Here is a 19,852-nt window from a genome sequence, read left to right as displayed (position 1 = left end):
CCGTCCATCGCCGGAGGGAGTCACTCCTCGGGTAGCAGGAGCCCCTGGGGGCCGGGCGGGCCCGTCAGGGGCGGGGCGGCACACCGGGCGTGCCCCGCCACCAGATTAATCAAGACCCGGCCCGAAGCGTCAGCCCTGCGGGGTGCGGGCGTCGGCGAGGGCGCGCAGGGCGCGGGCGTCGGCGATGGCCTGTGCCTTGGCGATGCCGGGCTGGATGCCCATCGCGGGCAGGCTCGTGCCGTCGCTGAGGTTGAGGAACACCCACGGGTCGCCGGGGCGCAGGTTCACCTGGACGATCTCGGCCCAGGCGAGGCGCCTGCTGGTGGCGATGTTGACGACGGTCACGCCCGACTCGTCGGCGACGACCTTCGGCCTGCTCAGGAGCGCGAGCACGCCGGAGAGCAGGGCGCCGGTGAAGATGAAACTGGTCCGCTCCCCCGGGCTGAGGCCCGGGATGAGCAGGGCGATCACCGTGAGGACCACGAGGATCGCGGCTCCCGCGGTGAGCAGCACGGCCCTGGTCCGGCCGGGCCGGAACGTGACGGGAAGGGCGGGAAGGTGCGTCTGGTCGGGCATGGCCGGGGTCTCCTGCCGGGTCATCAGAGGCGGCAGGCGTGGATGGCCGTGGTCAGGATCGCGCGCGCCCCGAGGTCGTACAGGTCGTCCATGACGCGCTGCGCCTCCTTGGCCGGGACCATGGAGCGCACGGCGACCCAGCCCTCGTTGTGCAGCGGCGAGATCGTCGGCGACTCGAGACCCGGGGTGAGGGCGACGGCCCGCTCCAGGTGCTCGGCGCGGCAGTCGTAGTCCATCATCACGTACGACCTGGCGACCAGGACGCCCTGCAGGCGGCGCAGGAACTGCTGCACCTTCGGGTCGTCGGTGTCCGCGCCGGTGCGCCGGATGACGACCGCCTCGGACCTCATGATCGGCTCGCCGAAGACCTCGAGGCCCGCGTTCCGCAGCGAGGTGCCGGTCTCCACGACGTCCGCGATGACCTGGGCGACGCCCAGTTCGATGGCGGTCTCGACGGCGCCGTCCAGGTGCACGACGGAGGCGGCCACGCCGCTGTCCGCGAGGTGCTTGGCGACGATTCCCTCGTACGAGGTCGCGACGGTCTTGCCGGCGAGGTCCTCGATGGCGGTCGCCGTGCCCGGCTTCGCGGCGAACCGGAAGGTGGAGCGGGCGAAGCCGAGCGGCAGGATCGGCTCGGCGTCGGCACCGGAGTCGACCAGGAGGTCCTGGCCGGTGATGCCGATGTCGAGCCTGCCGGTCGCGACGTAGATCGCGATGTCCTTGGGCCGCAGGTAGAAGAACTCGACCTCGTTCTCGGGGTCGACGAGGACGAGCTCCTTGGACTCCTTGCGCTGCTGGTATCCGGCCTCATGGAGCATCGCCGACGCAGGTCCGGACAGTGAACCCTTGTTGGGGACGGCGATGCGCAGCATGAGGCGGGATTCCTTTGCGTTAAGGGGAGTCGGGTCGGGCTTGGGCGTACGGCTCAGAGATGGGCGTACACGTCGTCGAGCGAGATGCCGCGGGCGACCATCATCACCTGCACGTGGTACAGGAGCTGCGAGATCTCCTCGGCGGCGGCTTCCTTGCCCTCGTGCTCGGCGGCCATCCAGACTTCGGCGGCCTCCTCGACGACCTTCTTGCCGATGGCATGGACGCCCTTGTCGACCAGCTCGGCGGTGCGGGAGGTTGCGGGGTCGCCGTTGGCGGCCTTGTGCTGGAGCTCGGCGAAGAGCTCCTCGAAAGTCTTCTTGGACATGATGTCGCTTACTTTACGCGGCTCCTCGGCCCGCTCACCGCCAGGGCTCGGAGACGGAACGCAGCGTCGTCGCCGTGGCGACGGCCGCGGTGACCGCTTCGTGCCCCTTGTCCTCGCGGGAGCCCTCGATGCCCGCGCGGTCCAGGGCCTGCTCCTCGGTGTCACAGGTCAGCACGCCGAAGCCGACGGGCACCCCGGTGTCGATGCTGACCTGGGTCAGGCCCTGGGTGACGCCCTGGCACACGTACTCGAAGTGCGGGGTGCCGCCGCGGATGACGACGCCGAGCGCCACGATCGCGTCGTAGCCGCGGCCCGCGAGGACCTTGGCGACGACCGGCAGCTCGAAGCTGCCGGGCACGCGCAGGACGGTCGGCTCGTCGATGCCGAGCTCGTGCAGGGCGCGCAGCGCGCCGTCGACGAGGCCGTCCATGACCTTCTCGTGCCACTGCGCGGCGATCACCGCGACCCGCAGGTCGCCGCAGTTCTTCACGCTCAGTTCGGGTGCACCCTTGCCGCTCACGCGCTTCTCCTGGTTCTTGTACGGGATTTCCTGGGTCAGTACTTACTGGTTGCCGCAGGCCGACACCTCGGGCGTGTCGAGCCCGGGCAGGTCGTGCCCCATCCGGTCCCGCTTGGTGCGCAGGTAGCGGAGGTTGTGCTCGCCCGCGTGGACCGCCATTGGCTCGCGTCCGGTGACCTTCAGGCCGTGCCGGACGACCGCGTCGGTCTTGTCGGGGTTGTTGGTCATCAGGCGCAGGCTGCGGACACCGAGGTCGTCGAGGATCCGGGCGCCGGCGCCGTAGTCCCTGGCGTCGGCAGGCAGGCCGAGCTCCAGGTTGGCGTCCAGGGTGTCGCTGCCGCGCTCCTGGAGTTCGTACGCGCGCAGCTTGGACAGCAGACCGATGCCGCGCCCCTCGTGGCCGCGGAGATAGACCACGACGCCGCGTCCCTCCTCCGTGATGCGCCGCATGGACGCCTCGAGCTGGGGGCCGCAGTCGCAGCGCAGCGAGTGGAAGACGTCGCCGGTCAGGCACTCGGAGTGGATGCGGACCAGGACGTCGTCGCCCTCGCCGATGTCGCCGTGGACCAGGGCGACGTGCTCCACGCCGTCGACCGTGGAGCGGTAGCCGTACGCCGTGAACTCGCCGAACGCGGTGGGCAGGCGGACCTCGGCCTCGCGGCGGACCGTCGGCTCGGAGGAGCGGCGGTAGGCGATCAGGTCCTCGATGGAGATGATCGTCAGGCCGTGCTTGCGGGCGAACGGGATCAGCTCCGGCAGGCGGAGCATCGTGCCGTCCTCGCCCGCGATCTCGACGATGGCCCCGGCGGGGCGCAGGCCCGCGAGCCGGGCCAGGTCGACCGCGGCCTCGGTGTGGCCGTTGCGCGCCAGGACGCCGCCGGACTTGGCGCGCAGCGGGAAGATGTGGCCGGGCCGCACGAAGTCGGCCGGCTCGAAGGCGCCCGCAGCGAGCATCTGGAGCGTGGTGGCGCGGTCGGCGGCCGAGATGCCGGTGGTGACGCCGTGCGCGGCGCTCGCGTCGACGGAGACGGTGAAGGCCGTCCGCATCGACTCGGTGTTGTTCTCGACCATCTGCGGGAGCTCGAGCCGGTCCAGCTCGTCGCCCTCCATGGGCGCGCAGATCAGGCCGCGGCACTCGCTCATCATGAACGCGATGATCTCGGGGGTCGCCTTCTCGGCGGCGATGACGAGGTCGCCCTCGTTCTCGCGGTCCTCGTCGTCGACGACCACGACGGGCCGCCCGGCGGCGATGTCGCGGATGGCCGCCTCTACGGGGTCGAGGGCCAGGTCCGAGGCGTCTTCCTCATGACCCGTGCTGTACCAAACAGGTGCCGCAGTCATGCCGGGGCTCCTTCCATGACGGGCTGCGAGGACGCGGTGCGCGACCGCAGCCACCAGTCGCGCAGGCCCCACAGGACGAGGGCGAGGTAGATGACGTACACAAGGCCGGAGAAGGCGAGGCCGCTGCTGAACGCGAGCGGCACGCCGACCACGTCAACCAGCAGCCAGGCGAACCAGAACTCCACGAGACCGCGCGCCTGGGCGACCATCGCGGCGAGCGTGCCGACGAAGATGTAGGCGTCGGGCCAGGGGTTCCAGGACAGATCGGGTACGGCGGAGAACAGGGCGCCGACCGCGAGGGTGCCGAGGGCGGTGCCGCCGAGCAGCACGCCGCGCTCCTTCCACGTCGCGAACCGGACGGCGATGGAGCCGTCCTGCGCCTGCTGCTTGCCGTTGGTCCACAGTCGCCAGCCCCACAGGGCGACGCCGATGACGAGCAGCTGCTTGCCGACGCCGCCGGAGAGCTGCGCGGACGCGTACGCGGCGACGAGGATGACGCCGGACAGGAACTGGGCGGGCCAGGTCCATATGGAGCGCCGCCAGCCGAGGGCGAGGGCGATCAGGCCGACGGTGTTGCCCACCATGTCGGACCAGATCACATGCTGCCCGAAGGCCGTGAAGGCTTCGGAGTTGAGCCAGTTCACTGCGTGGCCTCCTGAGCGGAAGAGGGTGCGGCGCCATGAGCGACACGGTCGCCGAGCATCCGCTCGACGTACTTCGCGATGACGTCGACCTCGAGGTTGACCGGGTCGCCGGGCTGCTTGATGCCGAGCGTGGTCAGCGCGAGGGTGGTGGGGATGAGGCTGATGGTGAAGTAGTCGGGTCCCGCGTCGACGACGGTCAGGCTCACGCCGTCCACCGTGATGGAGCCCTTCTCCACCACGTAGCGGGCGAGGCCTGCGGGGAGCGAGACCTTGACGATCTCCCAGTTCTCGGACGGCTTGCGCTCGACGATCTCGCCGGTGCCGTCCACGTGGCCCTGCACGATGTGCCCGCCGAGGCGGTCGCCGACGGCCGTGGGCCGCTCCAGGTTGACCCGCGAGCCGACCGCGAGCGCGCCGAGGCTGGAGCGGTCGAGCGTCTCGGCCATCACATCGGCGGTGAACTCGTCGCCCTCGTGCTCCACGACCGTCAGACAGACGCCGTTGACCGCGATGGAGTCGCCGTGCTTCGCGCCTTCGGTGACGACGGGGCCACGGAGGCGGAAGCGCGAGGCGTCGGCCAGCTTCTCGACGGCGGTGATCTCGCCCAGCTCTTCGACGATTCCGGTGAACACTCAGTGCTCCTTCGCTGCAAGGGTGGCGGTGATGCGCAGATCGGGGCCGATGCGGACGGTCTCGCTCACGTCGAGCCGCAACGCTTCGGTGATGGTCGTGATTCCGCCGCCCGCGAGGACGGTGGGGCCCGCGCCGAGCAGCACGGGGGCGAGGTAGCCGACGACGCGGTCGACGGCGCCCGCGGCGACGAACGCTCCGGCGAGCGTCGGCCCGCCTTCGAGGAGTACGGATCGCACCCCGCGCGCGTGGAGCTCGGCGAGGAGGGTTTGGATGTCCAACCCGCCCTCCGCGCGCGGGAGTCGCACCGTTTCGGCTTCAAGTGCTTCAAGTGCTTCCAGCTCGGTGGTCGCGTCCTCGGCGACCGCGACGAGCGTGGGCGCGGCGTCGTCCAGGACGCGCGCTCCGGGCGTGACGGCGGTGGCGTTGGTGTCGACGACGACGCGCAGCGGCTGTACGGCGCCCTCAATGCCCCGTACGGCGAGGTGCGGGTCGTCGGCACGCTGGGTGCCGGAGCCGACCACGACCGCGTCGCACTCGGCGCGCAGCCGGTGCACGTCGGCGCGGGCCTCGGCGGAGGTGATCCAGCGGCTCGTGCCGTCGGCGGCGGCGATGCGGCCGTCGAGTGTCGCGGCGTACTTCCAGGTGACGTACGGGCGGCCGAGCCGCACGGAGGTCAGCCAGGCGGCGTTCCCCGCGGCGGCCTCGTCCTCCAACAGGCCCGATTCCACGTCGATTCCGGCGGTACGCAGTCGCTGTGCGCCGCCGGTCGCGGTGGGGTTCGGGTCGCCGACCGCGTAGACGACGCGGGCGATCCCCGCGTCGATGAGCGCCTGGGCGCAGGGTCCCGTGCGTCCGGTGTGGTTGCAGGGTTCGAGGGTGACCAGGGCGGTGGCGCCGCGGGCCTTGTCGCCGGCCGCGCGCAGAGCGTGGACCTCGGCGTGTGGGCCGCCCGCGCGCTGGTGATGGCCCTCGCCGACGGTCCGGCCAGAGGCGTCGATGATGACGCAGCCGACGATCGGATTGGGGCTGGTGGAACCGAGTCCGAGAGCGGCGAGCGCGATCGCGCGGCGCATGGCGATGCGCTCATGGTCGTTCGCTGCGGCTGCGGTGGCCACCGGGTCCTCCTGCCTCATAGGGCACGGACTCCGGGGCCTGTCGATGACGACAGAACGTACGGACTGCGGCATTGGGAGCGACGCCGGAAAACGAGACTTCTCCCTGGGGAACCCGAAAGAGACGGGTATCCCAAAAACAAGCCACTCGGCGACGTGCACGAATGCCCGCCCGCCGCGCACTGCCTCCCATCCGGACTTTCACCGTCGGTCCAGGAATTTCACCTGGTCAACCGGTCGCTGGAGGCGACCGGGTCGCGGACTATAACCGCCGGTTCGGAATTACACCGACCCCGGAGTGCGCTGCTTTTGGTACGAGGCCAGTCTGCCACGCCTGATCGACGCCCATACGGGCGAACCCCTGTGGCCTGGCTCACAGGAGCCGCTCGTACCGCTTTGACCGGCTGCGATGCGCCGCTCTCTGGCACGCTGAACGCGTGACGACAGCATCACTCGCCGAAGAGTTCGAGTCCCACCGCCCCCGGATGTTCTCCCTCGCCTACCGCATGCTCGGCTCCGCGCAGGAGGCCGAGGACACCGTCCAGGACGCGTATCTGCGGTGGAGCGGCGCCCGGCGCGCGGACATCGGCCGGCCTGCTGCCTGGCTGGCCAAGGTCGTCACCAACCTCTGCCTGAACAGGCTGACCTCGGCGCGGGCCCGGCGTGAGCAGTACGTGGGGCCCTGGCTGCCGGAGCCGGTGATCACGTCCGGCGGTGCGCTCGGCCCCCTGGAGTCGGCGGAGCAGCGGGACGCGGTGTCGATGGCGCTGCTCATCCTGCTCGAGCGGCTCACGCCGGTGGAGCGCGCGGTGTTCGTGCTGCGGGAGGCGTTCGCGTACAGCCACCGGGAGATCGCCGGAGTGCTCGGCATCGGCGAGGCCAACTGCCGCCAGCTGTACCGCAGGGCCACGCTGGCGGTGGCCGAGGAGCAGGCGCGGTTCGAGGCCGCGGCGGAGCGGCGCCAGGAGTTCGTGGAGTCGTTCATCGCGGCGGCCCGTGACGGCGATCTGGCGGGCCTGGAGAAGGTCCTCGCCGCGGACGTGACGTATTGGGGCGACGGCGGCGGCAAGGTCACCTCCGCGCGCAGGCCGATCGTCGGGCGCGAGAAGGTGGTGCGCTTCCTGGTGGGCGGCATGGAGAAATTCGTCCAAGCCATGGATCTCGCGTACGCCGAGGTCAACGGCGCGCCTGCGATCGTGGCGACGCTGGAGGGCACGGTGGTGGGCGTCGCGACGTTCGAGTTCCGGGATGACGGCCTGGTCAGCGCCCTGCGGGCGGTGGTCAATCCCGACAAGCTCGGCTTCGTCGCCGGGCAGCTGTCACATTCCTGATCACTGCCCGGTTCTCAGCTGGTGACGGACGCCGGTGCGGCGTCCCGGACAGCGAAGGAGCCTTGCGATGACCACGATCCTGGTGACCGGCGGCACGGGAACCCTCGGCCGCCCGGTGGTGGAGCGACTGCGGGCGGACAGCCATGACGTACGCGTCCTGAGCCGCCGCTCCCCGTCGTACGCCGTCGATCTGCGCGAGGGCACGGGGCTCGACGCGGCCATGGCGGGCGCGGACGTGATCGTGCACTGTGCGAGCAGCCCGCGCGGGGGCGACGAGCAGGCCGCACGCCATCTGATCGAGGCCGCGCGGCGGGCCGGCGTCGGGCACCTCGTCTACATCTCGATCGTCGGCATCGACCGGGTGCCGCTCGGCTACTACAAGACGAAGCTCGCCGTGGAGCGGCTGATCGAGGAGTCGGGCCTCGGCTGGACGGTGCTGCGGACCACGCAGTTCCACGATCTCGTCCTGCAGGTCCTGCAGAGTTCGGCGAAGCTGCCGGTGATGCTGCTGCCTTCGGGGGTCGGCGACCAGCCGGTCGAGGTCGGCGAAGTGGCGGACCGGCTGGCCGAGTTGGCGGCGGCGCCGCCCGCCGGGCGGGTCGAGGACATGGGCGGGCCCGAGGTGCGTACGTTCCCGGACCTTGCCCGCGCCTACCTGCGGGCGAGCGGCAAGAGGCGCCCGCTGGTGCCGCTGCGGCTCGCGGGCAAGACGTACCGGGCGTTCCGCGCGGGCGGTCACCTGGCGCCCGAACAGGCTGTGGGGAAGGGGACGTTCGAGGAGTTCCTGGCGGGTCGGTTCGGCGGGCATTGACCAGCCCGTCGAGGGGGTCCCCCCTGCTCTTTAAGAGCTTGGGGGAGTTTGAGGACGAACTCGGCGAAGCCGGTGACAGACGGCGCGCCCACCGCCGCCTGCCGCCCCGGAGGGTTCAGCGCCCCGGCCCGAACAACTCCTCCTGCGCCGCCTCCCTGGCGGCAAGCAGCGCCCCCGCGAGCACGGCGGAGCCGCCCAGCGTGCTCGCCCTGACCTCGGTACGCAGGGGGGACATGGCGGTGACGCGCTCCCCGACGCGGGCGGCGAGCGCGTCGCCGCCGGCCCGGCCCAGCTCGCCGCCGAGGACGACGCAGCCGGGGTCGAGGATGGCGGCCATCGCGGCGGCGCCGACGGCGATCCGGTCGGCGGCGGCGTCGAGATAGCCGCCGTGGCCGGTCGCGACGGCGCGGCCCAGCACGTCGGCGGCGCTCTCCCCCGGCTCAAGGAGCCCGTGCTCGGCGCCCAGTTCGCGCAGCGCGGCCGCGCAGGCCAGTGAGTGGAAGCCGCCGTCGCAGCCGGTGGCGGACGGCAGCGACGCGGTGCCGGGCACGGGCAGGAAGCCGATCTCCCCGGTGCCGCCCGAGGCGCCGCGGCGCAGCGCCCCGTCGAGGACGACAGCGGCACCGACGCCCTCGCCGAGCCAGAGCAGGACGAAGGTGTCGCGGTCCCTGGCGGCGCCTTCGCGCTGTTCGGCGCGGGCGGCGAGGTTGGTCTCGTTCTCGACGAGGACGCGGGCCGGCAGCCGCTCCTGGAGCGCGCCCGCGAGCCTGCGGTGCCAGGCGGGCAGCGAGGTGGTGTCGCGCAGCTCGCCGGATGCGGGGTCGATGAGGCCGGGGGCGCCGATGCCCACGGTGTGCAGCCGCCGGGCGCCGCCCTCGTGGGCGGTGCGTTCGACGAGGGCGACGGCGCGCTCCACGGCGGGCTCGGTTCCGGTGTCGCCGCCGATGGGCAGCGATGCCTCGGCGAGCACCGCGCCGAGCAGATCGGTGACCACCACGGAGAGGCCTCCGGTGCGTACGTCGAGGGCCGCGAGGTGGGCCCGGTCGGCGACGATCCCGTACAGACGGGCGTTGGGGCCTCGGCGCTGGGCGCCCGCCTCCCCCACCACCGTGATCAGCCCCGAGCCCTGCAGACGCTCGACGAGATCGGCGACCGACGGCCGGGACAGACCGGTCAGCTGCTTCAACTGGTTGGCCGTCAGCGGTCCTTCGCGCTGCAGGAGCCCCAGGGCGAGCCGGTCGTTGATGGCCCGGGCGGTGCTCGGTGATGCGGGCATGCCGGGGATCCTTCCATAAAGCCGCTATTTATCAGGCAGGGTTCCTGATAGTTTACGTCGCCGTAGCGGGGCGGTACCTGTCGCCGTAGCGGGGCAGCACGCTGGGAGGGGCGGAGCATCGATGAGTGAAGTGGTCTACGACGCACGGCAGTTGAAGCGGGCGCGGTACGCCGTGGCCGCCGTCTTCTGTGTGCACGGCGCCGTCACGGGCTCCTTCGCCACCCGCGTCCCCTGGATCCAGGAGCACGCCGACCTCAGCGCGGGCCTCCTCGGCCTGGCCCTGGCCTTCCCCGCGATCGGCGCGTCGGTGGCGATGCCGCTGGCCGGCTGGGTCAGCCACCGCTTCGGTGCCCGCACGGCGCTGCGCGGCCTGCTCGCCCTGTGGACGATGGCGCTGATCCTGCCCTCGCTCGCGCCGAACCTGCTCACGCTCTGCCTGGCCCTGTTCGTGTACGGCGCCACCGCGGGCATGTCGGACGTGGCGATGAACGCGCTCGGCGTCGAGATCGAGACCCGCATGAAGAAGTCGATCATGTCGGGGCTGCACGGCATGTGGAGCGTCGGCGCCCTGATCGGCTCCGCGGCGGGCACGGTCGCCGCCCACCTCGGCTCGGACGCCCGCCTTCACCACGCGCTCGCAGCCGTGGCGCTCACCGCGATCGGCCTCGTCGCCTGTCAGGGCGTGCTCGACCTGCAGGCGGCCCCCGAGGAGGAGGCGCCGCCGCGCTTCTCGCTGCCGCCCAAGTCGGCCCTGCTCATCGGCGCGGTCGGCTTCTGCGCGGTCTTCGCGGAGGGCGCGAGCCTGGACTGGTCGGCGGTCTATCTGCGGGACGTCCTGGACAGCTCGGCCGGGCTGGCCGCGGCCTGCACCACCGGGTTCACGCTCACCATGGCGATCGCACGGCTCGCGGGCGACGCGGTGGTGGACCGGTTCGGGGCGGTGCGCACGGTGCGGGTCGGCGGCGTGGTCGCGGCGCTCGGCGGGGTGCTCGTGGTGGCTGCGCCCCATCCGGCCATGGCCATGGGCGGCTTCGCCCTGATGGGACTCGGCATCGCGGTCGTGGTGCCGCTCGCCTTCGCCGCGGCCGGGCGCAGCGGCCCGAACCCCAGTCAGGCCATCGCGGGCGTCGCGACCATCACGTACACATCGGGTCTGATCGCCCCGTCGGCGATCGGCACGCTCGCCGACGCGACGAGCCTGGTCGTCTCCTTCGGCCTGGTGACGGTGCTCGCCTGCGGGCTCGCGGTGTTCGCGGGCGTCCTGCGCACGGACGGCCGCGACGCGACGCCGGTCGCTCCGGCGGATGCGACGGCGCCGGGCCCGAAGGCCTGAACCCCCCATCGCCTGCCGGAACCGGCCGTCGCCTGAAACACCTGCCGAGCATCCGCGGACCTTACGCCCGTTTAACATTGCGCTGACTCATTCAGGTCTTGACAACAGGTCGGGCGCACAGAAGGCGGAACAGAACCATGGATCTCGGCGTGCGCTGGAGACTGCACGGAGACGGGCGCACCCCCGCGCCCGGAGCCGTCGTCCGACCTGACGAGCGGCTCTCCTGGCCGCGGACCTTCGGGCTCGGCGCCCAGCACGTCGTCGCCATGTTCGGTGCGTCGTTCGTGGCGCCGGTCCTGATGGGCCTCGACCCGAACCTGGCGATCATGATGTCGGGCGTCGCGACCGCCATCTTCCTGCTCGCCACGCGTGGCCGGGTGCCCAGCTACCTGGGCTGTTCGCTCTCCTTCGTCGGCGTGGCCGCCGTCATCCGCGCGCAGGGCGGCTCATCGGCGACCGTGACGGGCGCGGTCTTCGTGGTCGGCGCCGCGCTCTTCCTGGTGGGCCTCGCCGTCCAGAAGTTCGGTGCGCGGATCATCCACGCCGCGATGCCCCCGATCGTCACCGGCGCCGTCGTCATGCTCATCGGCTTCAACCTGGCCCCGGTCACCGCGTCCACGTACTGGCCGCAGGACCAGTGGACGGCCCTCCTGGTGATGCTGTTCACCGGTCTGGCCGTGGTGTGCCTGCGCGGATTCTGGTCACGTATCGCGATCTTCCTGGGGCTGATCTTCGGGTACGCCCTGTCCTGGGCCCTCGACCTGGTCTTCGGCAAGATCCACTCGGCGGACGGCTCCGGCAAGGTCGTCGACCACTGGCGCCTGGACCTCTCCGCCGTCGGCAACGCCGACTGGATCGGCCTGCCGTCCTTCCACGCCCCGAGCTTCGAGTGGTCGGCGATCCTGGTCGCGCTGCCCGTCGTGATCGCGCTGGTCGCCGAGAACGCGGGCCACGTCAAGGCCGTCGGCGAGATGACCGGCGACGACCTGGACGACAAGCTCGGCACCGCGATCTCCGCCGACGGCGCCGCGTCCATGCTCTCCACGGCGGTCGGCGGCCCGCCCAACACGACGTACTCCGAGAACATCGGCGTGATGGCCGCGACCCGCGTCTACTCCACCGCCGCGTACTGGGCGGCCGCGTGCTTCGCCCTGCTCTTCGGCCTCTGCCCCAAGTTCGGCGCGGTCGTCGCGGCCATCCCGGGCGGTGTGCTCGGCGGCATCACCGTCATCCTCTACGGCATGATCGGCCTGCTCGGCGCCCAGATCTGGATCAACGCCAAGGTGGATCTGCGCAATCCGCTGAACCTGGTCCCGGCCGCCGCGGGCATCATCATCGGCGTCGGCGGCGTCTCCCTGAAGATCACCGACAACTTCGAGCTGAGCGGCATCGCGCTCGGCACGATCGTGGTCATCACCGGCTATCACGTGCTGCGCGCGTTCGCGCCCCCGCACCTCAAGACGCAGGAGCCCCTGCTCGACGAGGGCACGTCCTCGTACGACGAGGCCGACGGGGCCGACGGGGCCCCGGAAACGGGCGCCGACGACTCTCAGCCACGCGCCAAGTCGTAGGCGTACCCGGGTGTGAAGGTCCCCGGCGCGCCCTTGCAGCCGTCGGACTCGCCCGGCAGCTTGATCCACAGATAGGCGTCGATGCGGGCCTGGCCGGTGCGCAGCGTCGGGCTCTGCCCGAGCTTGCGGCCCGCCGGGTCGCACCACTCGCCGTCGGCCGGGGCGCCGTTGCCGTTGCGGCTGGTGTCGATGACGGCGCCGAGGCCCGAAGGGCCGCCGAGCGCGGCAAGGACCTTGCGGGCGTAGGCGGCCTCGTCGGCGGTGCGGTGGAAGTTCGAGACGTTGGTGAAGACGCCGTCGGACGACGCCGCCGACGCGGCGCCCGCCGCGCGCAGCCGTCCGGCCTGCTTCGTGGCGGCGTTCCAGCCCGAGTGCCCGGCGTCGTAGTAGACCCGGGCCTTGGGATTGGCCGCCTTTAGCGTGCGGCCCGCGCGGGCCAGCGAGGCGTACCGGTCGGCCCGTTCGCCCGCCGACAGGCACTCGGAGAGCGCGATCGCGTCCGGTTCGAGGATGACGATGACCTCGCCGGAGCCGAGCCCCGCGGCGAACTTCTCGATCCACGCGTCGTACGCCGCGAGATCCGGCGCCCCGCCTTCCGAGGCACCCCCGCAGTCGCGGTCCGGTATCGCGTACGGAACGACGACGGGCACCCGGCCGCCGGCGCCCGACGTCACGGCCCGCACGCGTGACGTGATGGTCCCCGGCGAGTAGTCGGCGAACCAGACGGCGGCCGGCTGAGCGGCGATCTTCGACTCTATGAGCGGCCGCCGCGGGTCGCCGCGGTTGGCCCTGACCCAGTCGAGCACCTGCGAATCGCCGTACCGGTAGAGGGAGTTGGCGGCCGGCTTCTCCGCGCGCTGCGTCGACGGCTCCGGTTTCGGCTCAGGCTTCGGTTTCGGTTTCGGCTTCGGCTTCGCGGAGGACTTGGCCGGGGACGGCTTCGCCGAGGACTCGGAAGCGGACGGCGTCGGCACCGCGGGCAGCGGTTCGAGCGTCGGCGACTTCGTCACCTTCGGGCGCGCCTGGTCCTTGCCGCCGCCCTCGTCGAGCGCGGACACCATGCCCGTGACGGTGCCGACGGCGGCCACCACCGAGGCCGCCGCCACCATGACCCCATGGCGGGCGGCGCTCCTGCGCTCGGCCCGCCGTCCGGCGCGATGTCGTGCGCGATTGCCTGACACGGTGCTGCTCCTCCCCCTCCCCGTGTCCCCCCGGACACGGTGTACTGCTCCCCTCCCCAGGGGCACACACGGACGCCGTTCCCCCGTTCTGGGGAAGCGTCCGGTGCGGTGACACTCGGGCCAGCCTATGACTGGGACCCTGCCACCATGGCGCAGTTGGAGCGGTTTGCGGAGTTCACAGGCCCGGCACAGGGGGTTGACGGGGTGGTGACGCGGATGCGCTCGCTCGGTGCGGACCTCCCGTCGGGCGACGGGGTCGGCGTCTTCAACGGGGTCTATCTCTCGGTCACCGAAGAGGTCGACCGGCACCTGGACAGCGGCCGGTTCGCCGACTCCGGGGCCGCGATCACGCTGGACGTGCTGTTCGCCGAGCGCTATCTGCGGGCCGTCGACGCGGCGGCCGACCAGCACAGGTCGCCGGCGTGCTGGCGGCCCCTGCTGCAGTTCCGCCGCCATCCCGGTGTACGTCCGCTGCAGTTCGCGCTCGCGGGCATCAATGCGCACATCGGGCACGATCTGCCGCTGGCCGTCGTGGACACCTGTCGTACGCTCGGCTGCGAACCGGCGGACGTCGAGGACGAGTTCGATCGCGTGGGCGACATCCTCGTCTCGCTGGAGGAACGCATCCGCGAGGATCTGATGCCGGGCCCCGATCTCTTCCAGATCGCCGATCCACTGACACATCTCGTGGGCTCCTGGAGCCTGGAGCGGGCCCGGGACGGAGCGTGGGCGACGGCGCGGGCCCTGTGGGCGCTGCGTGGACTCCCGGGCGTGGCCGAGGAGTTGCGTACCCGCCTGGACGGCGCGGCGGGCCTGGTGGGCCGCATGCTGCTCACCCCGCTGCCGGACTGATCCGGCCGGACAGGGCCCTCCGCTCCGGGAACTCCCGCGTGATCGCCGTACGTTGACGCGTGGGACCCCTGATGCGAAGGAGCACCACCATGGCCACTCGACTCGGACTGAGCCTCCCGCAGGGCCGGCAGTACAGCATGGGACGAGACGTCCCGGCGGTCGCCCGAGCCGCCGAGGAGATCGGGTACGAGAGCCTGTGGGTCTACGAACGCATCCTGTTCCCCGAGCCCGCCACCCAGGGGCTCTACGGCATAGAGGGCCTGCCCTGGCCCGACACCTACCGCTCGGTGCCCGACCCGCTGATCACCCTGACGCTTGCCGCGGCCGCCACGGAACGGGCCCGCCTGGGCACCAGCGTCCTGGTCGCCCCGCTGCACGTGCCGTTCCAGCTGGCGCGCTCCCTGGCCAGTTTGGACGCGGCGAGCGGCGGCCGCGTCGTCGCGGGCCTGGGCACGGGCTGGTCCCTCGACGAGTACGCGGCGGCGAGCGTGGCCCCGTTCAAGAAGCGCGGCCAGGTCCTCGACGAGCTGATCGACGTCTGCCACGCGGTCTGGGGCCCGGACCCGGTGTCGTACGAGGGCGAGCTGACGACCATCGCGTCGGCCGTGGTCGGCCCGAAGCCGGCCCGCCCCATCCCGATCCTGCTGCCCGCCAACAGCCCGCGCGCGCTGCGCAGGCTCATCGAACGCGCGGACGGCTGGATGCCGGTCGGCATGGGCGCCGACGCGCTCGCCACCCAATGGAAGCAGGTCCAGGAAGCCGCCGCCGAGCAGGGCCGCAAGGACCCGGTCCAGAGCGTCCTGCGGGTCAACACGCGCTACACGGCGAAGCCGTACGAGGGCGAGAGCCGCGCCCCCTTCCAGGGCAACGTCGCCCAGATCGTCGAGGACCTGGCGGCGCACGCCGCGGTGGGCGCGGTGGAGGAGATCCTCATCGAACTGCAGGGCAGCGCAAGGGACGGCGAGGAACTGAAGGACTTGGCGGCAGAGGTGTACGAGACGGCGCGAGCCGCCGGGGTGTAAGAGACCCCGGCTGGGGCGCCCCGAAGGGGCGCGGGGAACTGCGCGACCAGCCACGACGGCCCGCCACACTCCCACGCGCCCCAGGCAAACGGCGCTCCTGAATCAGTCCTCAGGCAACTCGACGGGCGCGATCTCGTCGTACACGTCCCCCGGCCCGGGATTGGTCGCGTCCGTCCCACCACCGAAGTGGTTCATGACGCCCCAGACCGCGTTCAACGCGGTCGTCACGGCACCCTCGGCCCAGCCCGCCGTCCAGGAGATGTCATCCCCGGCGAGGAAGATCCCCCGCTTGTCCGCCGGCAGGCGATCCTGCATGAAGTGCGTGAACAGCCGCCGCTGGTAGCGGTAGTGCCCCGGCAGGTTCGCCTTGAAGGCACCCATGAAGTAGGGCTCGTTCTCCCACGACACCGTCACCGGGTTACCGATGATGTGCTTCCTGATGTCGACCTTCGGGTAGATCTCGCCGAGCGACTTCAGCATGACCTCCATGCGCTCGTTCGCCGACAGCGGGAGCCACTTCAGGCTGTCGTCGCACCAGGTGTAGGAGAGGCAGATGACGGCGGGCTTGTCCGGCCCGTCGTCGAGCAGGTAGGTGCCCCGGGTCATGCGGTCCGTCAGCGTCATCGACATGACGTCACGCCCGGTCGGGTTTCCCCTGTCGTCGACGGCCTTGTCCAGCCAGAAGGGCCGGTCGACCGGGACGAAGAGCTTGGAGGACTCCATGTAGTGGGTCCGCTCCATCGCCGTCCAGTGGTCGATGGGGAAGAGCGAGTCGTCGCACGCGATCTTGGAGAGCAGCATCCAGGACTGGGCGGTGAAGATCGCCGCAGGGTACGTACGGATGTCGCCGGAGGCGTCCGTCACGGTGACCCGGTTGCCCGCGGTGCGGTCGAGCCGCGTCACGGCGGGCTTGGGCTCGCCGCCCTCGTGCAGCGACTTCAGGGACGTACCGAGATCCCAGTGCACGATCTTCTGCGGCTCGCGCTCCCACAGGCGCAGCGGCAGCTGCTGGCTGCCGCCGACGATGCCGCGGTGGTAGTCGTCGGCCTCGGTGTAGACGACCCGCAGGATCTCCAGGATGGAGTTGGGGAAGTCGGTGTCCCAGCCGCCGGTGCCGAAGCCGACCTGGCCGAAGATCTCGCGGTGCCGGAAGGACTTGAAGGCCTCGGACTCGCAGAGGAAGCCGTAGAAGGTCTGGTTGTCGAGCTTCTCGACGAGCCTGGACCAGATCTCGCGGATCTTGGGCACGTCGCGCTCGCGCAGGGCGCGGTTCATGTCGGAGAAGTCCGCGCCCTCCTCCAGACAGGCGTTCCAGGCGTTCATCACGTCGCGGTAGACCTGCGGCAGGTCGTCGACGGACGTCGCGTAGTGGGACTCGCCCTTGAGGTCGACGACCGTCGAAGGGGTCGACTCCGCGAGGGGGTTGGGGAACGCCTTGGTCTTCAGGCCGACCAGGTCGATGTAGTGCTGCAGGGCCGTCGAGGACGGCGGGAAGCGCATCGCGCCCATCTCGGCGGTGAGCGAGTCGTCGCAGCCCTCGAAGCCGACGGTGCGAAGCCGGCCGCCGATCTGGTCGGCCTCGTAGACGACGGGCTTGAGGCCCATCTTCATCAGCTCGTACGCGGCGATGATGCCGGAGAGGCCGCCGCCGATGACGGCGACCTCGGTGCCGTGCTCGGTCGCCGGTATCTGGCCCAGGCCCGCCGGGTGCGCGAGGAAGTCGTCGTACGCGTAGGGGAAGTCGGGACCGAACATGGTGATCGGCGGCTGCGCGTCGGTGTGCTGGACGGCATTGGGCACCGTGGACGTCATGGGGTACGGACTCCTTGCGGGAACGGCAGAACAGAAGAAGGGGAAGCTCGAGAGAGGGTCAGATCAGCGACGCGTACAGCCCCGGGCGGCGATCGCGCAGATAGGGGTTGTTCTCGCGCGACGCGGCCAGGAACTCCGGGTCGGCGTCGCCGAACACCAGCTGTTCGTCCCGTCCGGCGCGGGCGCGGGCGACGCCGTCGGGACCGGCGAGCGTGGAGAGCCCGACGAACTCGAACTCCCCTTCCTTGCCGACCCGGTTGACGTACGCCACGTACATCTGGTTCTCGAAGGCCCGCACCGGCACGACGGAGTCGGCGACGAACTGGAAGGGGTGCATCTGGGCCGTGGGCACCAGCAGCAGGTCGGTGCCGGCCAGGGCGTGCGCGCGGACGTTCTCCGGGAACTCCACGTCGTAGCAGATCATCAGGCCGATCCGCAGACCGCCGAGGTCGGCCTGGACGACGGCCTGCTCACCGGGGGTGAAGTGGTCGCGCTCGAAGCAGCCGAAGAGGTGGGTCTTGCGGTAGTTCGCCAGGCGCGTGCCGTCGGGGCCGATCAGCTGGACGGAGTTGAAGACCTGCTCGCCGTCGCGCTCGGGGTAGCCGTAGGCGACGGCGACACCATGACGTACGGCGATCTCGGCGATGGCGGCGGCCGAAGGGCCGTCGGCGGGCTCGGCCAGGCGCGGGATGTCGTCGCCGATCGCGTAGCCGGTCAGGAAGAGCTCGGGCGCCACGAGCAGCCCCGCCCCCGCGGCGGCGGCGCGGCCCGCCGCGTCGTCGAGCCCCTTCAGGTTCTCGGCGACGGATCCGAGCTGCCCTGAGCTCTGGAGCAGGGCGGTGCGCAGCGCAGGCATGGCGGATCCTCATGGCGTACGAAGGGGATGGTGGGGTCCGTTAGACGGTACGGTCGGCGGCCTTGCCCGGACAAGGCGCGAGCGTTGCGGGCTGCCGCGCGATCTGTTGCGCAGGGTGGGCCCGGAGCGGCGATTCGTTGCGCGGCGCCGTGCGCCTCGAGTATCGGTGGGTGTCCTCCCCCGGGTGCAGGGGTCCGCCGCAGGTCCCCGCCACGCGGCGGAAGCGGAGTCCCGCCCGTGGCCGGACGTGCCGGACCCCCCTTCCGCGAGAGCGTGATCTCACCCGGAAACGCCGGGTGAACGGCCTCGCAGACGGAGGACTTCCATGAGCCGCACGACCGCGCCAAGCACCCGCAATTACCCCCGCGTCATCGCCGTGGGCGCCGCGCTCCTCATGACGGCGGGCGCGGCGGGTGTGGCCGTCGCTTCCGGCGACGACTCGGCGCGCTCCGCGTCACATGCCGAGGCGCAGGCCGAGGCGCAGGCCGAGCCCCAGGCCGAGCCCCAGGCCAAGCCCCGTGAGGCCGCCGCGCTCACCGGCTCGGCGAAGATGTACCGCAAGACCACCGAGGACGTGACGTTCACCTTCGACGCGCATCTCGCGGCGCAGGACAACCGCGACCCGTCGAAGGCCACCGGCACCTTCCGCTTCGTCCACCTGGAGAAGCCGGGCGGCAAGGGCGGCTGGGCGAAGGGCCGCATCGACTGCCTGATGACGGGCGGCAAGGTGGCCACGGCGACCGGCATCATCACCGACACGAACCTGAAGGAGATCAAGGGCGGCCGCGTCGGCTTCACCGTCCACGACCAGGGCAAGAAGGACCGCGTCGGCTACAGCTGGGCGGCCGTGGGCGGTCCCGACGGCACCAAGAAGCTGCCCAAGTGCACCAGCTCCGCGCCGCACGAGAAGGTCAGGCAGGGCACCGGCGACTTCCAGGTCGTGCCGTGGCAGGTGCCGTACCCGACGAACTGAGCCGGCGCGACCACGGACGGGGAGCCGCCCGGACGGGGGTCTGGCGGCTCCTCCCCTGGGAGGGCCCGGGCAGCCGGCGTCCCCGCCGCGCGGCGGAGGCGGTCACCGCCTCGCGTGCGATGCGCGGGGCGCCGGCGCACGGGAGCGTTGATCCCGCCCGGAGCGACCGGGCGAAGCCACCGCAGACGGAGGACCCCTCATGACCTTGACCCGTACCCGTGTCGCCGCAGCCTTGGGAGTCCTGGTCGTGCTCGCCACCGGCGTCGCGGTACCGGCCGTCGCGTCGGACGCGCAGCACCGGGAGGCGGCCGCGCTGACCGGCACCGCGATGATCGACCGCCCGAAGGGCGACGAGATCACGTTCACCTTCGACGCCCGTCTGGACGCGAAGGACAAGGCCGATCCGGGCAAGGCCCACGGCACGATCAAGTTCAGCCACTACATGGAGAACCCCAAGTGGGGCGGCTCGGCCGAGGCACGGGTGGACTGCCTGCTGACCGGCGGAAAGGTCGCCACGGTTTCGGCAGTGGTCACCAAGGCGGACGGCGGCTTGAAGGAGTCCGTCGGCAAGCGCGTAGGCCTGACGGTCCACGACAAGGGCAAGCAGGACGGCTTCGGCTACAGCTGGGCGATGGTCGGCATCCCCAACGACCTGCCGGACGACATGCCCAAGTGCGTGAGCGCGGCCCCGTTCGAGAAGACGCGGCCGGGCAGCGGCAGTTTCAACGTACTGCCGTAAGCAGCAGACGCAGGGGCGCCCCGTCAGGGGCGCGGGGAACTGCGCGACCAGCCCAGGACCGGTCTCTGATA

General features: G+C 71.5%; 20 protein-coding genes and 1 riboswitch. Of the genes, 8 read left to right on the top strand and 12 right to left on the bottom strand.

The window, feature by feature from the left end:
• Window positions 1-129: 129 nt before the first annotated feature.
• The 8 genes from ACFWY6_RS24110 to ribD are packed head-to-tail and all read right to left on the bottom strand — an operon-like array spanning window position 130 to window position 6,045.
• Window positions 130-576 carry a PH domain-containing protein gene (locus ACFWY6_RS24110; RefSeq protein ID WP_384693919.1) on the bottom strand — a complete coding sequence of 149 codons (447 nt, stop codon included), beginning with the start codon at window positions 574-576 and terminating at the stop codon, window positions 130-132.
• A gap of 23 nt (window positions 577-599) precedes the next feature.
• On the bottom strand, window positions 600-1,448 hold the full coding sequence (hisG, locus tag ACFWY6_RS24105) for an ATP phosphoribosyltransferase (RefSeq protein WP_384693916.1): 849 nt from the start codon (window positions 1,446-1,448) through the stop codon (window positions 600-602).
• 53 nt (window positions 1,449-1,501) lie between these two features.
• Window positions 1,502-1,774 (bottom strand): phosphoribosyl-ATP diphosphatase, encoded by a 273-nt coding sequence (locus ACFWY6_RS24100; protein ID WP_135330016.1) that lies wholly within the window; start codon window positions 1,772-1,774, stop codon window positions 1,502-1,504.
• A 34-nt stretch (window positions 1,775-1,808) separates the two neighbouring features.
• On the bottom strand, window positions 1,809-2,294 hold the full coding sequence (ribH, locus tag ACFWY6_RS24095; protein ID WP_266869063.1) for a 6,7-dimethyl-8-ribityllumazine synthase: 486 nt from the start codon (window positions 2,292-2,294) through the stop codon (window positions 1,809-1,811).
• A 42-nt stretch (window positions 2,295-2,336) separates the two neighbouring features.
• Window positions 2,337-3,635 carry a bifunctional 3,4-dihydroxy-2-butanone-4-phosphate synthase/GTP cyclohydrolase II gene (locus tag ACFWY6_RS24090; protein ID WP_384693912.1) on the bottom strand — a complete coding sequence of 433 codons (1,299 nt, stop codon included), beginning with the start codon at window positions 3,633-3,635 and terminating at the stop codon, window positions 2,337-2,339.
• Window positions 3,632-4,219 carry a nicotinamide riboside transporter PnuC gene (locus ACFWY6_RS24085; RefSeq protein ID WP_384693940.1) on the bottom strand — a complete coding sequence of 196 codons (588 nt, stop codon included), beginning with the start codon at window positions 4,217-4,219 and terminating at the stop codon, window positions 3,632-3,634. Before ACFWY6_RS24085 ends, ACFWY6_RS24090 begins: the two co-directional genes overlap by 4 nt.
• 56 nt (window positions 4,220-4,275) lie before the next feature.
• On the bottom strand, window positions 4,276-4,911 hold the full coding sequence (locus tag ACFWY6_RS24080; RefSeq protein ID WP_384693909.1) for a riboflavin synthase: 636 nt from the start codon (window positions 4,909-4,911) through the stop codon (window positions 4,276-4,278).
• Window positions 4,912-6,045: a bifunctional diaminohydroxyphosphoribosylaminopyrimidine deaminase/5-amino-6-(5-phosphoribosylamino)uracil reductase RibD gene (gene ribD, locus ACFWY6_RS24075; RefSeq protein WP_384693907.1), complete on the bottom strand. Its 1,134-nt coding sequence runs from the start codon at window positions 6,043-6,045 to the stop codon at window positions 4,912-4,914. It lies immediately after the preceding gene.
• A 154-nt stretch (window positions 6,046-6,199) separates the two neighbouring features.
• A riboswitch (FMN riboswitch) is annotated at window positions 6,200-6,330 on the bottom strand.
• A gap of 131 nt (window positions 6,331-6,461) precedes the next feature.
• Here ribD and ACFWY6_RS24070 point away from each other — a divergent pair.
• The gene (locus tag ACFWY6_RS24070) at window positions 6,462-7,355 is read left to right on the top strand and encodes an RNA polymerase sigma-70 factor (protein ID WP_384693904.1); all 894 of its coding nucleotides are present in this window, start codon (window positions 6,462-6,464) and stop codon (window positions 7,353-7,355) included.
• Between the two features lie 67 nt (window positions 7,356-7,422).
• The gene (locus ACFWY6_RS24065) at window positions 7,423-8,166 is read left to right on the top strand and encodes an SDR family oxidoreductase (RefSeq protein WP_384693902.1); all 744 of its coding nucleotides are present in this window, start codon (window positions 7,423-7,425) and stop codon (window positions 8,164-8,166) included.
• A gap of 115 nt (window positions 8,167-8,281) precedes the next feature.
• Here ACFWY6_RS24065 and ACFWY6_RS24060 read toward each other — a convergent pair whose 3' ends face one another.
• Complete coding sequence (locus tag ACFWY6_RS24060; RefSeq protein ID WP_384693899.1) at window positions 8,282-9,442, bottom strand: ROK family transcriptional regulator; 1,161 nt, start codon at window positions 9,440-9,442, stop codon at window positions 8,282-8,284.
• A gap of 121 nt (window positions 9,443-9,563) precedes the next feature.
• On the opposite strand from ACFWY6_RS24060, the gene ACFWY6_RS24055 reads away from it, so the two are divergent.
• Complete coding sequence (locus tag ACFWY6_RS24055) at window positions 9,564-10,775, top strand: MFS transporter (RefSeq protein ID WP_384693896.1); 1,212 nt, start codon at window positions 9,564-9,566, stop codon at window positions 10,773-10,775.
• A 137-nt stretch (window positions 10,776-10,912) separates the two neighbouring features.
• Window positions 10,913-12,346, top strand: a complete 1,434-nt coding sequence (locus tag ACFWY6_RS24050; protein ID WP_384693893.1) for a uracil-xanthine permease family protein — start codon at window positions 10,913-10,915, stop codon at window positions 12,344-12,346.
• Here ACFWY6_RS24050 and ACFWY6_RS24045 read toward each other — a convergent pair.
• Entirely contained in the window at window positions 12,325-13,455 is a 1,131-nt protein-coding gene (locus ACFWY6_RS24045; protein ID WP_384693937.1) for a glycoside hydrolase family 6 protein, read from the bottom strand. The two genes, ACFWY6_RS24050 and ACFWY6_RS24045, sit on opposite strands and share 22 nt — an antisense overlap.
• Window positions 13,456-13,674: 219 nt before the next feature.
• Here ACFWY6_RS24045 and ACFWY6_RS24040 point away from each other — a divergent pair, with 219 nt between their 5' ends.
• Window positions 13,675-14,379 carry a DUF5995 family protein gene (locus ACFWY6_RS24040; protein ID WP_384693890.1) on the top strand — a complete coding sequence of 235 codons (705 nt, stop codon included), beginning with the start codon at window positions 13,675-13,677 and terminating at the stop codon, window positions 14,377-14,379.
• Between the two features lie 89 nt (window positions 14,380-14,468).
• Window positions 14,469-15,401, top strand: coding sequence for an LLM class F420-dependent oxidoreductase (locus tag ACFWY6_RS24035; protein ID WP_384693887.1), 933 nt, complete (start codon window positions 14,469-14,471; stop codon window positions 15,399-15,401).
• A gap of 102 nt (window positions 15,402-15,503) precedes the next feature.
• Here ACFWY6_RS24035 and ACFWY6_RS24030 read toward each other — a convergent pair whose 3' ends face one another.
• Window positions 15,504-17,213 carry a flavin monoamine oxidase family protein gene (locus tag ACFWY6_RS24030; protein WP_384693885.1) on the bottom strand — a complete coding sequence of 570 codons (1,710 nt, stop codon included), beginning with the start codon at window positions 17,211-17,213 and terminating at the stop codon, window positions 15,504-15,506.
• A gap of 58 nt (window positions 17,214-17,271) precedes the next feature.
• Complete coding sequence (locus tag ACFWY6_RS24025) at window positions 17,272-18,069, bottom strand: carbon-nitrogen hydrolase family protein (protein WP_384693882.1); 798 nt, start codon at window positions 18,067-18,069, stop codon at window positions 17,272-17,274.
• Window positions 18,070-18,394: 325 nt separating this feature from the next.
• On the opposite strand from ACFWY6_RS24025, the gene ACFWY6_RS24020 reads away from it, so the two are divergent.
• Together ACFWY6_RS24020 and ACFWY6_RS24015 are read left to right on the top strand one after the other, a co-directional pair.
• Window positions 18,395-19,042: a Repetin gene (locus ACFWY6_RS24020; protein WP_384693879.1), complete on the top strand. Its 648-nt coding sequence runs from the start codon at window positions 18,395-18,397 to the stop codon at window positions 19,040-19,042.
• 199 nt (window positions 19,043-19,241) lie between these two features.
• The gene (locus tag ACFWY6_RS24015; protein ID WP_384693876.1) at window positions 19,242-19,781 is read left to right on the top strand and encodes a Repetin; all 540 of its coding nucleotides are present in this window, start codon (window positions 19,242-19,244) and stop codon (window positions 19,779-19,781) included.
• The last annotated feature ends 71 nt before the right edge of the window (window positions 19,782-19,852 follow it).

Origin of the sequence: Streptomyces sp. NPDC059037 (genome assembly GCF_042740015.1) — a bacterium.
GTDB lineage: Bacteria > Actinomycetota > Actinomycetes > Streptomycetales > Streptomycetaceae > Streptomyces.
The sequence above is the reverse complement of the archived record's forward strand: the minus strand, read 5'-3'. Positions and strand labels throughout refer to the sequence as shown.

Coding starts and splice junctions, on each gene's coding strand:
- ACFWY6_RS24035 (WP_384693887.1), top strand. CDS start 14,469: ATGGCCACTCGACTCGGACTGAGCCTCCCGCAGGGCCGGCAGTACAGC.
- ACFWY6_RS24025 (WP_384693882.1), bottom strand. CDS start 18,069: ATGCCTGCGCTGCGCACCGCCCTGCTCCAGAGCTCAGGGCAGCTCGGA.
- ACFWY6_RS24045 (WP_384693937.1), bottom strand. CDS start 13,455: ATGGTGGCGGCGGCCTCGGTGGTGGCCGCCGTCGGCACCGTCACGGGC.
- ACFWY6_RS24040 (WP_384693890.1), top strand. CDS start 13,675: ATGGCGCAGTTGGAGCGGTTTGCGGAGTTCACAGGCCCGGCACAGGGG.
- ACFWY6_RS24030 (WP_384693885.1), bottom strand. CDS start 17,213: ATGACGTCCACGGTGCCCAATGCCGTCCAGCACACCGACGCGCAGCCG.
- ACFWY6_RS24065 (WP_384693902.1), top strand. CDS start 7,423: ATGACCACGATCCTGGTGACCGGCGGCACGGGAACCCTCGGCCGCCCG.
- ACFWY6_RS24090 (WP_384693912.1), bottom strand. CDS start 3,635: ATGACTGCGGCACCTGTTTGGTACAGCACGGGTCATGAGGAAGACGCC.
- ACFWY6_RS24055 (WP_384693896.1), top strand. CDS start 9,564: ATGAGTGAAGTGGTCTACGACGCACGGCAGTTGAAGCGGGCGCGGTAC.
- ACFWY6_RS24060 (WP_384693899.1), bottom strand. CDS start 9,442: ATGCCCGCATCACCGAGCACCGCCCGGGCCATCAACGACCGGCTCGCC.
- ACFWY6_RS24020 (WP_384693879.1), top strand. CDS start 18,395: ATGAGCCGCACGACCGCGCCAAGCACCCGCAATTACCCCCGCGTCATC.
- ribD (WP_384693907.1), bottom strand. CDS start 6,045: ATGAGGCAGGAGGACCCGGTGGCCACCGCAGCCGCAGCGAACGACCAT.
- ACFWY6_RS24085 (WP_384693940.1), bottom strand. CDS start 4,219: ATGGTGGGCAACACCGTCGGCCTGATCGCCCTCGCCCTCGGCTGGCGG.
- ACFWY6_RS24050 (WP_384693893.1), top strand. CDS start 10,913: ATGGATCTCGGCGTGCGCTGGAGACTGCACGGAGACGGGCGCACCCCC.
- ACFWY6_RS24110 (WP_384693919.1), bottom strand. CDS start 576: ATGCCCGACCAGACGCACCTTCCCGCCCTTCCCGTCACGTTCCGGCCC.
- hisG (WP_384693916.1), bottom strand. CDS start 1,448: ATGCTGCGCATCGCCGTCCCCAACAAGGGTTCACTGTCCGGACCTGCG.
- ACFWY6_RS24015 (WP_384693876.1), top strand. CDS start 19,242: ATGACCTTGACCCGTACCCGTGTCGCCGCAGCCTTGGGAGTCCTGGTC.
- ACFWY6_RS24100 (WP_135330016.1), bottom strand. CDS start 1,774: ATGTCCAAGAAGACTTTCGAGGAGCTCTTCGCCGAGCTCCAGCACAAG.